13 protein-coding genes are annotated in these 13189 nt (G+C 42.9%); 10 read left to right on the top strand and 3 right to left on the bottom strand.

What is annotated here, in order from left to right; all coding sequences use genetic code 11:
* Positions 1 to 81 precede the first annotated feature (81 nt).
* The 5 genes from DACSA_RS15600 (at position 82) to DACSA_RS15580 (ending at position 6385) form a co-directional block, all read left to right on the top strand.
* Entirely contained in the window at positions 82 to 4161 is a 4080-nt protein-coding gene (locus DACSA_RS15600) for an ATP-binding protein (protein ID WP_015230672.1), read from the top strand.
* A 115-nt stretch (positions 4162 to 4276) separates the two neighbouring features.
* On the top strand, positions 4277 to 4642 hold the full coding sequence (locus DACSA_RS15595) for a helix-turn-helix domain-containing protein (RefSeq protein ID WP_015230671.1): 366 nt from the start codon (positions 4277 to 4279) through the stop codon (positions 4640 to 4642).
* A gap of 95 nt (positions 4643 to 4737) precedes the next feature.
* On the top strand, positions 4738 to 4944 hold the full coding sequence (locus DACSA_RS15590; protein ID WP_156800820.1) for a hypothetical protein: 207 nt from the start codon (positions 4738 to 4740) through the stop codon (positions 4942 to 4944).
* On the top strand, positions 4937 to 5527 hold the full coding sequence (locus DACSA_RS15585) for a hypothetical protein (RefSeq protein WP_015230669.1): 591 nt from the start codon (positions 4937 to 4939) through the stop codon (positions 5525 to 5527). The genes DACSA_RS15590 and DACSA_RS15585 overlap by 8 nt, the downstream gene beginning before the upstream one ends.
* Positions 5528 to 5593: 66 nt before the next feature.
* Positions 5594 to 6385, top strand: a complete 792-nt coding sequence (locus DACSA_RS15580; protein ID WP_015230668.1) for a fumarylacetoacetate hydrolase family protein — start codon at positions 5594 to 5596, stop codon at positions 6383 to 6385.
* A gap of 7 nt (positions 6386 to 6392) precedes the next feature.
* Here DACSA_RS15580 and DACSA_RS15575 read toward each other — a convergent pair whose 3' ends face one another.
* Together DACSA_RS15575 and DACSA_RS19375 are read right to left on the bottom strand one after the other, a co-directional pair.
* Entirely contained in the window at positions 6393 to 6875 is a 483-nt protein-coding gene (locus DACSA_RS15575; protein ID WP_015230667.1) for a Tic20 family protein, read from the bottom strand.
* A gap of 32 nt (positions 6876 to 6907) precedes the next feature.
* Positions 6908 to 7129 carry a hypothetical protein gene (locus tag DACSA_RS19375; protein WP_015230666.1) on the bottom strand — a complete coding sequence of 74 codons (222 nt, stop codon included), beginning with the start codon at positions 7127 to 7129 and terminating at the stop codon, positions 6908 to 6910.
* A gap of 98 nt (positions 7130 to 7227) precedes the next feature.
* Here DACSA_RS19375 and rdgB point away from each other — a divergent pair, with 98 nt between their 5' ends.
* Together rdgB and DACSA_RS15565 are read left to right on the top strand one after the other, a co-directional pair.
* The gene (gene rdgB, locus DACSA_RS15570; RefSeq protein WP_015230665.1) at positions 7228 to 7809 is read left to right on the top strand and encodes an RdgB/HAM1 family non-canonical purine NTP pyrophosphatase; all 582 of its coding nucleotides are present in this window, start codon (positions 7228 to 7230) and stop codon (positions 7807 to 7809) included.
* Positions 7810 to 8615: 806 nt separating this feature from the next.
* Positions 8616 to 9395, top strand: coding sequence for a reverse transcriptase domain-containing protein (locus DACSA_RS15565; protein WP_408605634.1), 780 nt, complete (start codon positions 8616 to 8618; stop codon positions 9393 to 9395).
* A gap of 373 nt (positions 9396 to 9768) precedes the next feature.
* Here the strand turns inward: DACSA_RS15565 and DACSA_RS15555 are convergent, their stop codons facing one another.
* Positions 9769 to 10107 carry a P-II family nitrogen regulator gene (locus DACSA_RS15555; protein WP_015230664.1) on the bottom strand — a complete coding sequence of 113 codons (339 nt, stop codon included), beginning with the start codon at positions 10105 to 10107 and terminating at the stop codon, positions 9769 to 9771.
* A gap of 306 nt (positions 10108 to 10413) precedes the next feature.
* On the opposite strand from DACSA_RS15555, the gene pilM reads away from it, so the two are divergent.
* Genes pilM through DACSA_RS15540 form a run of 3 tightly spaced genes read left to right on the top strand, consistent with a single transcriptional unit; the run spans position 10414 to position 13126 of the window.
* Positions 10414 to 11529, top strand: coding sequence for a type IV pilus assembly protein PilM (gene pilM, locus DACSA_RS15550; protein WP_015230663.1), 1116 nt, complete (start codon positions 10414 to 10416; stop codon positions 11527 to 11529).
* A 6-nt stretch (positions 11530 to 11535) separates the two neighbouring features.
* Complete coding sequence (locus tag DACSA_RS15545; RefSeq protein WP_015230662.1) at positions 11536 to 12312, top strand: PilN domain-containing protein; 777 nt, start codon at positions 11536 to 11538, stop codon at positions 12310 to 12312.
* Positions 12313 to 12364: 52 nt separating this feature from the next.
* Positions 12365 to 13126: a hypothetical protein gene (locus DACSA_RS15540; RefSeq protein ID WP_015230661.1), complete on the top strand. Its 762-nt coding sequence runs from the start codon at positions 12365 to 12367 to the stop codon at positions 13124 to 13126.
* The last annotated feature ends 63 nt before the right edge of the window (positions 13127 to 13189 follow it).

The following is a 13189-nucleotide window of genomic DNA, read 5'->3' as shown; positions in this document are numbered from 1 at the left end:
AACGCTTTTGTGTTACAATTTCCGAAGATTTTGACCTAAAAGGCAATTGAAAAGGCTTATCGCTTAAATTTGGAGAAACCCATGACCAACAGTTACGGTGCTGAACAGATACAAGTTCTCGAAGGTTTAGAACCCGTCCGCAAACGTCCAGGGATGTACATTGGTTCCACTGGACCGAAAGGACTCCATCATCTCGTTTATGAAGTGGTGGACAACTCGATCGACGAGGCACTTGCTGGCTATTGTACCCACATTGAGATCGATATTAACCCAGATGGTTCTGTCACCGTATCCGATAATGGTCGCGGCATCCCCGTGGAAACCCATTCTCGCACAGGAAAATCAGCACTGGAAACCGTAATGACCGTATTACACGCGGGAGGTAAATTCGGCGGCGGTGGCTACAAAGTCTCTGGGGGATTACATGGCGTTGGCGTATCTGTCGTAAACGCCCTTTCTCGATGGGTAGAAGTGACCGTGAGACGGGAACAAACCGCTTATAAGCAACGCTACGAACGAGGAATCCCCGTCAGTGAATTACAAAACGAACCTGATCCTAGCCCAGAAACGGGGACTTCTCTCCAATTCCTACCCGATACAGAAATTTTCAGCACTGGTATCGAGTTCGACTATAACACCCTTTCAGGAAGACTCAGAGAACTTGCTTATCTCAATGCTGGCGTTAAAATTACCTTTAGCGATCGACGTAACCCCGAAGAATCACGCACCGAAACCTATTGTTATGAAGGGGGAATCAAAGAATATGTGGGTTATATGGTGGGAGAAAAACAAGCCCTCCATCCCGATATTATTTATGTAGAAGGGGAGAAAGAAGGCGTACAAGTCGAAGTCGCGTTTCAGTGGTGTATTGATGCTTACAGTGACACGATTTTAGGGTTTGCCAATAATATCCGCACCATTGACGGGGGAACGCATTTGGAAGGGTTGAAGACAGTTTTAACCCGTACCATGAATAATATCGCCCGTAAACGCAACAAATTGAAAGAAAACGATTCTAATCTCGCTGGGGAAAATATCCGAGAAGGATTAACGGCGGTGATTTCGGTGAAAGTTCCCGAACCCGAATTTGAAGGACAAACCAAGACGAAGTTAGGGAACACGGAAGTGAGAGGAATTGTTGATTCTCTCGTCGGAGAAACCCTCACCGAGTTTTTAGAGTTTAATCCCAATGTCGCTGATGCGATTTTAGAGAAAGCGATTCAAGCATTTAAAGCCGCAGAAGCTGCCAGACGCGCCAGAGAGTTAGTTCGTCGTAAGTCTGTTTTAGAATCGTCTCCCCTCCCTGGTAAATTGGCTGACTGTAGTTCTCGTGATCCCGCCGAGTCAGAGATTTTCATTGTGGAAGGAGACAGCGCTGGTGGCTGTTTTGATGGGGATACAGAAGTCGCTCTTGCGGATGGACGATGTGTTAGTTTTAAGCAACTGGTGGCGGAAGAAGCCGCAGGAAAACAAAATTTCTGTTACACCATTCGAGATGATGGCACGATCGCGCTAGAAAAAATTATTAATGCGCGGCGGACTAAAGCTAACGCAGCAGTCATTAAACTTATCCTAGATAACGGAGAAAATCTCGTCTGTACTCCCGATCATCGGTTCATGTTACGGGATGGAAGTTATAAAGCCGCTTCCCGTTTGACTCCTAATGACTTATTGAAGTCTCTTCCCAAAGCAACTTCCCAACTCGATCGAGGTCAGTCATTACAGGAAATCGGAGGAAACCCTCAACTCTCTTCAACCACAGTTCTCGATCGATCTTACCAAGTGATCGCAGTGGAAACTTCACCCACAAAAACCGATGTTTATGACATCGAAGTTCCTCACACTCATAATTTTGCCCTCGCCAGTGGCGTTTTTGTTCATAACAGCGCTAAACAAGGGCGAGACAGACGGTTTCAAGCGATTCTCCCCCTCCGAGGTAAAATCCTTAACATTGAAAAAACCGACGACAGCAAAATCTATAAAAACAATGAGATTCAATCTCTAATTACAGCATTAGGATTAGGGGTGAAAGGAGAAGAATTTGATTTATCCCAACTGCGTTACCATCGCGCTGTGATTATGAGTGTTGCGGGAGATGAACCTACTCTCGTTCAAGATGACACGGGAAAAACTGAATTAGTTTCTATTGGTCAATTTATTGATGATTGTGTGGAAGGAAGACGCACCAAAGAACGCTATCAGGTGATGTCTTTTGACCCCAAAACCCACCAAACTCGTTTCCGTCCTCTCAAAGAGGTGATTCGTCATGGACATGAAGAATCCATGTATAAAATTACCACTCGTTATCAGCGTTCCGTGAAAGTTACCTCTTCTCACAGTGTCTTTGTTTATGAAGATGGGGAAGTTCGTCTCAAAAAAGGAAATGAAATTCGCCCTGGAGACTGGTTAGTTGCGAGTCGTCGTTTACCTCGTCCTTGTGAACCAATGGTGAAAATTGATTTACTTCGGACGTTTTATGAAGCTGGACTCACAGAAAATTTGTATTTACAAGGAGAGACGGTTCGTAAAGTGGCAGCAGCGAGAGTTTTAGCGAAAGTAGAACGTCCAGACTTGTTAAGTGAACCTCGTGTTCAACTCGATGCGGTGAATTGGAAACAGTTAGTCACTCAACGTCAGGATTTAGGAGTTACTCAAAAACAAGTTGCGGTTGCTTGTGGGGTGAAACAGCCAATTACGATTAGTCATTGGGAACGAGGCGTTAATCATCCCACTCTTCCTAATTTTCTCTCTTATCTGGAAGCAATTGGTGGCAACGAAAACATTGTTTATCAAACTCTCCCATCAAAAATCGATCGCTATTTTACGGATGAGGAAGACAGTGATCATAAACGTTGGCGAGAAATTAGTGATTACAAACGATTTGCTGATTTTACTCCCAGTGAACTGTTAACGTTAGGCGATCAAGTGAAAATCGTTCCTCGCGCTCATATTGATAAGGGATTCGATCGCATTCTTCCTGTAACACAAGAGTTATTATGGTTTTTGGGTTGGTACGTCGCAGAAGGAACGTTAAGCAAACATCAAGTTAGTCTCAATCTTGGTAAAAAAGATGAACCCTTGATCAACGAGTTAACCCAGACCATCGAAACAGTTTTTGGTGAAACTCCTCGCTGTTACTATGACCCCGACAGCAAAGGGATTAAACTTTATTTCCATAGCGTCATGGCAGCACGGTTAATTCGGGCTTGGAATCTGGGAAAATTAGCCCATCACAAACAACTTCCTGATCTGGTGTTTAGTGTTAGTGAACCGTTACAACTCGCGTTTTTAGAGGGATATTTTCTCGGTGATGGCACAATTGCTGAGGGTCATATTTCTTTCACAACTAACGGAAAACTGCTTAAGGATGGTTTGCTGTATCTCTTTGGTCAGTTAGGATTAATTGCAACCACAACCGAACATCAACCTAATCTCCCAGCAAGTGCGCCGATTCAAACTCGTCATCCTTATTACACCATTAGTCTTTGTCAAAAGCAACAGTTAGCCAATTTTAAGCAAATTTGGCAGCGTCACCCGAATGCGAAAAAACTAGAAGATCATCTGGAAAAACCGAGACAACGAAAACCAGACTATTTTCCCATTAGTGAGGATTTGATGGGGTTACAAGTGGTTGATCAGCAAGCGGTAGAATTGACAGGGAATTATGTCTATGATTTTTCCGTTGAGGGAGATGAAAACTTTATTTGTGGTGTGGGTGGGCTTTGCGCTCACAATACTGACGCTGATGTTGACGGAGCGCACATAAGAACGTTGCTCTTAACCTTCTTCTATCGTTACCAACGAGCGCTGATTGAAGAGGGCTATGTTTATATTGCTTGTCCTCCCCTGTATAAAGTGGAACGCGGGAAACAACATTATTATTGCTACAGCGATCGAGAAATGCAAAATCTTATTCGGGAGTTTCCCAGTAATGCCAATTACACCCTACAACGGTTTAAGGGTTTAGGGGAAATGATGCCGCTACAACTTTGGGAAACGACGATGAATCCTGAAAGTCGCACCCTGAAACGAGTACAGATTGAAGACGCAGCGGAAGCCGATCGCATCTTTACCGTGTTAATGGGCGATCGCGTCGCCCCCCGTCGGGAGTTTATCGAAACTTACGGACCGCAACTCAATCTCACAGATTTGGATATTTAAATCGGAATCTGGAGCGCGATCGGTTGACAGTTTGGACTTAAGGACAATTGGCAACCGATTTCGCTATTAAAAAGTGTTATCAACAAGCAGTGGAAAAATCGCAGGAGGAAAGAAAATGAGTGAAGGAGAAAATGTTGCTGGATTCATAGAAAGTAGTGGTAATGTATTTGCTGACTTGGCGTTAGAAGATGCTGAAGAACTCCTGATTCGAGCTAAACTGGGTTATGCGTTGCGTAAACTTTTGGAAAACCGTCAGTTGAAACAGGAAGAAATTGCTTCGTTACTGGAAATTAAATCCTCAGAAGCTCTCTGTTTAATGCAAGGGAAATATCATCTTTTTTCTGAGATTCGTCTCTTCAGCTTCCTGAATAAGTTAGAACAAAAAATAACGATCCAAATTAGTGACCATCGAGGAGGAGAACCATTAATAGAAAACCTCCTAATTCCCTTCTTTTTTGGGAAACATGAGGGGTTACTATAGCTGAGAATGGTTTTAAGGCTAACATGATCAAAATAGTTGATAATCAACATCCAAAAAAGAAATTTACAGTTTGCTGGAGGGATTTTTGGGAAGGAATGACTTCCGTATTAGAAATTATGCCTCCCCCTCCTCAAAGAAGATATCGTCCCTACTTGCATCGTCAACATTTACATCGTCAACATTTAGGTTCACTACAAGAGGATCAACGTGCTTTGTATTCGGATCGCATGAAAGTGAGGAAAGATTTTCAGAAGGCTTTGGAAGTAACAAAAAAAGAAAAATTTACCGAAGGACATGAATGATTCGAACCAAACTCCAGAAACTTCTCCCAATCCTAATGATCCGAACCAGAAAGATAGTTCGGTTATTCTTCCCGATTTACAAGCCTCCTATCAACAAAATCATCCATCAAATCAGGGGGTAAGTTTTGGTTTTGAAATTAGCACAACTTCTGATCCTCTTCCTGAACCAGAGAAGTTACAGCAATATCAACAGTTAGGACTCCTAGAAGTGGCAATTCAAATGATCCAGAAAGAACAGGATCATCGTCATCAACAAGAAGAACGAGAACAACTACACCGACATCAACAAGAAAAGCAAGAACAACAGCGTAGGAATCAAGTTGAACAGGATGTAGTTAAGAATGATGAAAAGAGTATTAATTTAGAACATCGGGATAGAACGTTAGGGCAGATTTTTGGCTTAGTTATTGGTCTTTTCACCGTCGGTATGGGGGGTTATGTTGCAGTTAATGGTTCACAGTGGGCTGGGGGGTTTATTGGTACAGGTGGTGTCGTCAGTTTAGCTGCTGTTTTTGTTAAAGGACGCGATCGAGCGCATTTACCAGAAAAAGCATCAAAATCTGATTCTGAACATTTACAATGAGAGTTTAGACCAGTTCTCCAACTGGAACAGAAGCATAAGCTATCAATTATTTATTGTTAACTGATTATGGTGCAACGCTACGTCCGAGTTAAAACCACCCAAGCGCAGACTTATTACGGACTCTTGCAGCTCGATCGAAGCGTACAAGTCTTAGATGCGCCATCTTGGTTAGGAGGACAACCCACCGACCTCAAACTCGAACCCGAAACCTACGAACTCCTCGCCCCCTGCGCTCCCACTAAAATTATCGCAGTAGGAAAAAACTACCAGCAACACGCGGCGGAAATGGGGGGAGAAGTGCCAAAAGAGCCTTTACTTTTCCTGAAACCTCCCACCGCCGTTACCGCCCATGAAAAGCCGATTTACTATCCTCAAGCCACCGCACAAGTCGATTATGAGGGGGAACTGGCGATCGTGATCGGTGAGCGGATTCGGTATTGTCCCCCTGAACAAGCTCGTAGTAAACTCTGGGGCTACACGATCGCCAATGATGTCACCGCTAGAGATTTACAACGGAAAGATGGTCAATGGACAAGAGCGAAAGGCTTTGACAGCTTTTGTCCCCTCGGTCCCTGGATTGTCCGTGATTTAAGCGCAGGAGCGACTTTACAGACTTTTATCAACGACGAAACTCAACCGCGACAATCCGCTTTATTGACGGAAATGGTGTTTTCGATCGAGCAATTAGTCGCTCAGATTTCCGACATTATGACCCTTGTACCTGGAGATGTGATTCTCACTGGAACTCCCGCCGGAGTCGGACCCATGCAAATCAACGATCGAGTTCGCATCGAAATTGAAGGCATTGGCTCACTAGAAAATTATCTCATCCCTTCTAATCAAGGAAAAAAATCCTAACGGATCATTAACGCACCTGTCCATTTACCGCTTCTGAAATCGCTGGAATCTCCGCATAAATGCCTCGTGCAGATTGAACAATGCCAAAGGTACAAGTGGCTAAAATTCCGAGAAACACCATGTTAGAAAAGGTTTCTGCTAACAAACCGCCCCCCGATCGAAAACCAGCACCAAGAATCTGAGCGGCAAAGCGAATCAAAACCAGTAGAATGTCGAGTAAAATCGCTTGCATCGTATTAAACCGAATAAAATGGCTAATATTTTCATTTCTCACCACAGCAAAGAGTAAGACAAAGAAAATAATTAATCCCGCAAAAGGAAACCCATAATAAATCGAAATAATCGGTTGTAAGGGAGCATAAATGAATTGTAAAATTGGGAACTGCCTTAAGAGAGACATTCCAAAAGGAAGCACATAAATTAAAGGTAGAACGTAAGGTAACGCTGCAAAAAATCGGTCTTGAATTTCAGTATTGCCACGACCAGCCATGTTAATTAACTCCTAGTTTTATCGAGATTCTTTTATTGTATAATCGGCATTGATTTTGCGCTTAAATGAGCAACGCAAAAACCCATCTGACATTCGTAGAGTTCTGGCTGTTGCTCACTACAACCTCTTAACATTTTCCCACAGCAGAGATGTCCTTGTCGCCAACGTGGAGAACCGCTACGGTCAGCGAGTAAACAGTTCTGACAGACTTGCTTCGGTGATAGGATTTGTTCATCCATTAATATCACTAACATGATCCCTCCTCCCAATAATTGACAATGAATCAGGAAAAATTGACAATTAATTTACGCTCCCTCCCTCCATTGTAAAAGCGAAAAAATAAAAAACTGTGATGAAACAACTAATTGTTGCCACCAGTAACCCTGGCAAATTGGCAGAAATGCAAACCTATCTCAGTCAGTTGGATTGGGAACTCACTCTCAAACCGCCAGAATTGGAGGTAGAAGAGACCGGAACGAGTTTTCGGGAGAATGCACAATTAAAAGCGAGAACAGTGGCGCAAGCAATGGGAAAATGCGCGATCGCGGATGATTCTGGGTTAGCAGTGGCGGCTCTCAATGGCGCACCAGGGATTTATTCCGCTCGTTATGCGAACACCGATGAAGAACGCATTGCGCGGTTATTAAGGGAACTGGGAGACACCCCCCAGCGAGAAGCTGAGTTTATTTGCGCCGTTGCGATCGCCCTTCCCGACGGCTCGATCGCCTTAGAGAGGGAAAGACGCTGTCGAGGAGAAATCCTGCGATCACCACGCGGTAATAATGGCTTTGGTTACGATCCAGTTTTCTACTTTCCCGCACTGCAAAAAACCTTTGCCGAAATGGAATCCACACTTAAACAAAAAGTCAGCCATCGCGGTCAAGCCTTCTCGGCATTATTTCCAGAAATTCTTAACCTTTCTTCATCCTGCTGAGGAGGAGCTAAGATCAAAGGAAGGGTGCGATTCGTTCTCGGTAAAAAACGCTGTAGTTCTCATGAACTGCGGGTTATAAGCCGAGGCTTGGTTAGAACCCTTCGGGGTACAGAACCTTGACAACTTAGTGCGACCTGAACTGGTCGGTTGAAGCGGTGTAACCCTTACACCACAGGGATTTCCACCTATGTCCTTCGTGGAAAGCTCTTCTATACATGGAGAGTGGCGACGCTCCTAGTAAGCAATGAACGGAGTGGAATGCACGCCCCAAACGTAACGGCTGCTGGTAGGAATTAACCGGTTTCCGTGCTAGGAGGAGAATTGGAAGGATGAACACAGTCTAAGCTGATGAATAAACTGCGTTACAAGGAAACAGCCAAATTATTCCTGATAGGCTGTAACCAAAATGGTGAGAAGGTGGTTGTTACGCTCAAGTTTCGTAATGACGTGGGAAACATAATTCCTTCCGCAGAATAGTCAGCCATCCTAACCAAGTCGTATGTTCAATCGATACAACAGGGTAAACCCTACAGAGTCTTTTGACTGGTCGAGTCGGGAGTAGGGGGGAGGTAACGAACCCACAACTCTCTGGAGGGCAGAAGATGAGGCAAAAAGCGAACGCCAACCCGTAATGGGGTGGATAGAGGTTGGAAGATTACCTCTGACCGAAAGGAACAGCAGACTTGCCTTGGGTCTTATATGAAAGTGAAGTTTACAAGGGTGACGAACCCGAGGAGAAGTTAGATGTCTTCTATAACGTTGACAAATGGACTAAGGGGAGAGATTTCAGACTGGAGTCAGATTAACTGGCGTATAGAGTCGCGCAAGCAATGGTTAAAAATATACTAGAACCCGAATGGGAAGCTGTGTTTGAGCCTAATTCTTATGGGTTTAGATGCGGTCGGAGTTGCCACGACGCTATAGGACAATGTTGGATACTTCTAAATAACAATCCTCAAGGGGCAAAGCACCTCTGGGTTCTAGACGCTGATATTAAGGGCTTTTTCGATAACATTGCCCATGAATCCATCCTGACAGCAATTGAGTCTGTACCACGTGGAGATTTAATTGAAGGGTGGTTAAAAGCTGGTTATCTCGATCAGGGTGTACTGAATCCTACCGACATGGGAACACCACAAGGTGGAGTGATTAGCCCACTGCTAGCTAACATTGGATTGCATGGGTTGGAAGACTTCATCAAATCAGTCAATCCCAAGCTCGGAGTTATTCGTTATGCGGATGATTTCGTGGTCACTTCCAAGGATAAGGAAAGCTTAGAACATATACTATGCCAGATCAAGCAATGGATGTTAGAACGGGGTCTGGAAATCAGTGAGGAGAAGACGAGAATCGTCTCGATGGAAGAAGGTTTTGACTTTCTTGGGTTCAACTTACGTCACTATAATGGCAAATTACTGATTAAACCCCAGAAAAAGAAGGTGCTTGCCTTCTGTAAAAAGATTGGGGAAACCCTAAACAACATGAAAGCCTGCACCCAAGAGGAAGTCATTAAAGTCCTAAATCCACTTCTTCGAGGTTTTGCTAACTACTACAGAGGGGTGGTTAGTAAAGAAACCTTTAACTAGATCTCAAATCGAGTATGGCAGTACCTCTGGAAGTGGTGTTGTCGGCGACACCCAAATAAATCCAAAAAGTGGGTTGCAAACAAATACTTCGGTTCATACAAAGGGAAACGTTGGACTTTCTTGTGTAAAGGGACTGGTCGTAGAGGTAAGGAGAATCTCTTTGTTCTTTATGATATCAGGTGTTGGGTTTCGTAAACTCCACCCAACCTACTGTTTATCTGAGCCTGTCGAAGGGGGGCGCAACAATTCCCCCAAACTTGGGGGTCAGGGGGTGCAACAATTCCCCCAAACTTGGGGGTCAGGGGGCGCAACAATTCCCCCAAACTTGGGGGTGAGGGGGCGCAACAATTCCCCCAAACTTGAAGGGCTAACCTTAAACCGCTTCTAGATTTTTCTCACCCGTGCGAATGCGGACAATTTCATCCACTGGTGAAATAAAGATTTTCCCATCACCAATTTCCCCAGTGCGGGCTGCGTTGACTATTTTATCAACAACGGTTTCCACTTGGTCTTCTTGGATGACAATTTCGATTTTGAGCTTTTGTAGGAATTCCACCGTGTATTCAGAACCCCGATAACGTTCCGTTTGTCCTTTTTGGCGACCGAAACCGCGCACTTCCGAAACGGTCATTCCCACAACACCAGCATTCACTAAGGCGATTTTCACCTCATCGAGTTTAAAGGGTCGGATAATGGCTTCTACTTTTTTCAAAACTAAATCTCCTTAATTCAATAGCGACAATTAACTTGTTTTAACTGATAACTTTTAGGGTAGGATAACAGATGAACAATTAACAGTTCTGATCTACCACTCCTAACCACAAAATTTTAGTTACATTGACTACAGTCTTTATGATTTTCTCTTTAAAAGGAGAGATTAGCAAGAACCGACCCCTTCTCAGGAGAAGGTAAAGTCATCAATAAGGAAAAATTAAGACCGAATAAAGAAACAATTCACCTAAAGCAGAAGTGAGGAGTGAAAAGAAAGTTAATGATTTACAATCAATGACAAAAAAAGATGCTACAACCACTCTCAAAGTATATTCCTAGCTTTTTACAGAAGAAAGGAAAGGGGGTGGCGATCGAGCTAACTCCTAACCAGATTAATGTCTCTCAAGTCCAAAATACAGACCGAGGCTATAAACTGCAATTTTTAGCAACCAAAGAAGTTCCCGAAGGCGTTTATTCCGATGGCAAAATCATTGATCCTCCCACCCTAGCAGATTTAATCAAAGAGACACTGGAAGAAAATAAAATCAAAGCAAAAACCGTTAATACCGCCGTCCCGATGCGAGATTCCATTCTAAGCATTATACCAGTTCCCGCCGAACTGTCAGAAGAAGAACTAAGGGATGTTGTCCTTAACCAAGAAGCGGGGCTTTACCTTCCTTATCCCATTGAAGAAATGGATTTAGACTATCAAAAACTCGGTTATTTTGCTGACGAAGATGGCATCGAAAAAGTGCAAGTCTTATTAATATCAACTCGGAAAGAAGTCACCGATGTTTATCTTGATATTTTTGAAGAGCAAGTGGGCTTAAAAATCAATGCCCTTGAAGTTAACACCTTAGCATTAATTCGCACGATTAGGGAACAATTAAGACAATATCCTTCCCAAGAAGCAGTGGTGTTAGTCGATATTGAATTTGATAACACAGAATTAGTGATTATCGTGGATGGTGTTCCCGAATTTAAACGCACTGTTCCCATTGGTACATTTCAATTGCAAAGCGCTTTAAGTCGTGCCATGAATCTTCCACCGTCTCGCCAAGTATCAATGTTACAGGAAATGACCCTTCCCATTTCTTCAGAGAAAACGAAAGAGGAAACCACGCCTCTTAATCTTGGCATGAATGCACTACAAAGAGTTTTAGGAGAATTAACGGACGAGGTGCGTCGATCGGTGGATTATTATTTAAGCCAAAGTGAGGGGATGGAAGTGGTACAAATGCTTTTAGCCGGACCCGGCGCTGGCATTGGAGAAATTGATAGTTTCTTTAATCAACGTTTGAATATTCCCACGACTCGCATTGATCCGGTTGATGCTCTTTCTCTAGAAACAGATGAGGAGATTGTCATTCCTCAGCGTCCGGGTTTAGGAACAATTTTAGGTTTAGCACTGAAGGAAATTTAAGCCACTATGTATAGTTTAGATGTTAATCTGCTCAAAGAACGCCGAGAAAAGGAACAACCGCAAAAAGAAACGGAAACTCAAGGGAAAAAAGGTTTGCAGCTTCCTTCCCTAGAGGGGAACTTACCCTTAATTATTGGGGCTGCGATCGGAGTTGCTTTCCCCGCGCTGGTGGGAGGATCTTGGTATCTGATCACCGCAAGAACGGATCAAGTGCGGCAAGAAATTACTCAGTTGGAACAAGAATTAGCACCCGTACAAAATCAACAGCAAGCAGTGACGGCAAAACGAGAGGATTTAAAACAAGCACAGGAAAATCTGACCGCGTTCGCCAATATTTTTGACAAAATTAAACCTTTATCTGCGATTTTAGAAGATGTGCGCGATCGCGCCCCTGATAATATTCAAGTTAATTCTGTACAACAATCAGAAACGGAAGGGAGGACTCAATTTAATATCGAAGGGATTGGCGAGTCTTATGAAGCGGTCAATTACTTTTTCTTAACCTTGCAACGATCGCCGTTTATTGCCAGAGAAACCGTCAATTTAGAAACCACAAGTCAGGGGGATTATCAACTGGAATTAATTAATGATCTCCCCGATTACCTAAACGAATTAGCCCCAAAAGAAGTGATTAGCTACAATATTTCTTTTGCGCTTAATAATAAATCAGCATCGGAATTATTACCAATTTTGAGAGAACAAGGTGCAACGGGTCTTGTTACCCGAATTAACACCTTAAAAAATAAGGGAATTTTCCAATTGACAAGTAACAATGAAGAATGAACAATAAGTGATTAGTTAAGACCTGAATTTTTACCCCATCAAAAAGAAAAAGATGACTTTTAGCGATGAATTAAGTCCAGAAGAACAACTAGAAGACGAAGGCGGTAGCTATCCAGAAGCATTCGGAATCACCTTTACGCCTCAAGTGAGTGGGATTGCGATCGCCCTCGTCGGATTAGGAATTGCTGGCTATTTATGGATGAACTTTGTACAAACTGCCAGACAACAATATAATGATTTGGTATCTCAAAGAGACCAATTAGAAGCACAAATTGAACAACAACCCTCCTTAGAAGGAATCGTTCAGGAGTTGGAACAACAAATTCAGCAAACTCGATCACAACAAGACGAAATTTTAAATCTGTTATCCAGTGAAGAGAGTTTAGATACTTTGTTATTTGATTTACAACAAATTGTTCAAGAAATCAATGAAGAAACAATAGGAGAAAATGCGACAGAATTAACATTAGAAAGTTTTCAACCGCAAATGGCAAATCCAGAAGTGGTGAATGATGGCTCTTTTGGTGAACCAGTTAATGGTAAAATCAGACGGAAAACCTACAGTTTAGAGATGGTGGGGACATTTGCACAAACGCGATCGCTGATTAATCAATTAGAACGTTTACAACCTTTATTATTAATTAATGATTTCAACACCCAAGTCACTGAAAATCAACAAGGGGAATTTTTAATTAAAGAAAACCGCTTTGTCATCAGAACCAGACCACAACTTAGTTCTTCTTTTCAATTAGAAGCGATTTTACCCGTAAGTCCCGAAAAATTAAGAGCAATAGAACAACCAGAAGAAGAATAACGGAAACGGTCTGAGAATAATATCAGATTGGAAATGTTTTTAGGTGATGAGGAGTGAAAGTTA

The organism is Dactylococcopsis salina PCC 8305, assembly GCF_000317615.1.
GTDB classification, from domain to species: Bacteria; Cyanobacteriota; Cyanobacteriia; order Cyanobacteriales; family Rubidibacteraceae; genus Halothece; species Halothece salina.
Note: the sequence above shows the minus strand (reverse complement) of the source record. Positions and strands in the feature narration are given on the sequence as shown.

What these genes read in the sequence shown, in the direction of transcription:
- DACSA_RS15600 (WP_015230672.1), top strand. Translation starts at nt 82, where the DNA reads ATGACCAACAGTTACGGTGCTGAACAGATACAAGTTCTCGAAGGTTTA.
- DACSA_RS15595 (WP_015230671.1), top strand. Translation starts at nt 4,277, where the DNA reads ATGAGTGAAGGAGAAAATGTTGCTGGATTCATAGAAAGTAGTGGTAAT.
- DACSA_RS15590 (WP_156800820.1), top strand. Translation starts at nt 4,738, where the DNA reads ATGACTTCCGTATTAGAAATTATGCCTCCCCCTCCTCAAAGAAGATAT.
- DACSA_RS15585 (WP_015230669.1), top strand. Translation starts at nt 4,937, where the DNA reads ATGAATGATTCGAACCAAACTCCAGAAACTTCTCCCAATCCTAATGAT.
- DACSA_RS15580 (WP_015230668.1), top strand. Translation starts at nt 5,594, where the DNA reads ATGGTGCAACGCTACGTCCGAGTTAAAACCACCCAAGCGCAGACTTAT.
- DACSA_RS15575 (WP_015230667.1), bottom strand. Translation starts at nt 6,875, where the DNA reads ATGGCTGGTCGTGGCAATACTGAAATTCAAGACCGATTTTTTGCAGCG.
- DACSA_RS19375 (WP_015230666.1), bottom strand. Translation starts at nt 7,129, where the DNA reads ATGTTAGTGATATTAATGGATGAACAAATCCTATCACCGAAGCAAGTC.
- rdgB (WP_015230665.1), top strand. Translation starts at nt 7,228, where the DNA reads ATGAAACAACTAATTGTTGCCACCAGTAACCCTGGCAAATTGGCAGAA.
- pilM (WP_015230663.1), top strand. Translation starts at nt 10,414, where the DNA reads ATGCTACAACCACTCTCAAAGTATATTCCTAGCTTTTTACAGAAGAAA.
- DACSA_RS15545 (WP_015230662.1), top strand. Translation starts at nt 11,536, where the DNA reads ATGTATAGTTTAGATGTTAATCTGCTCAAAGAACGCCGAGAAAAGGAA.
- DACSA_RS15540 (WP_015230661.1), top strand. Translation starts at nt 12,365, where the DNA reads ATGACTTTTAGCGATGAATTAAGTCCAGAAGAACAACTAGAAGACGAA.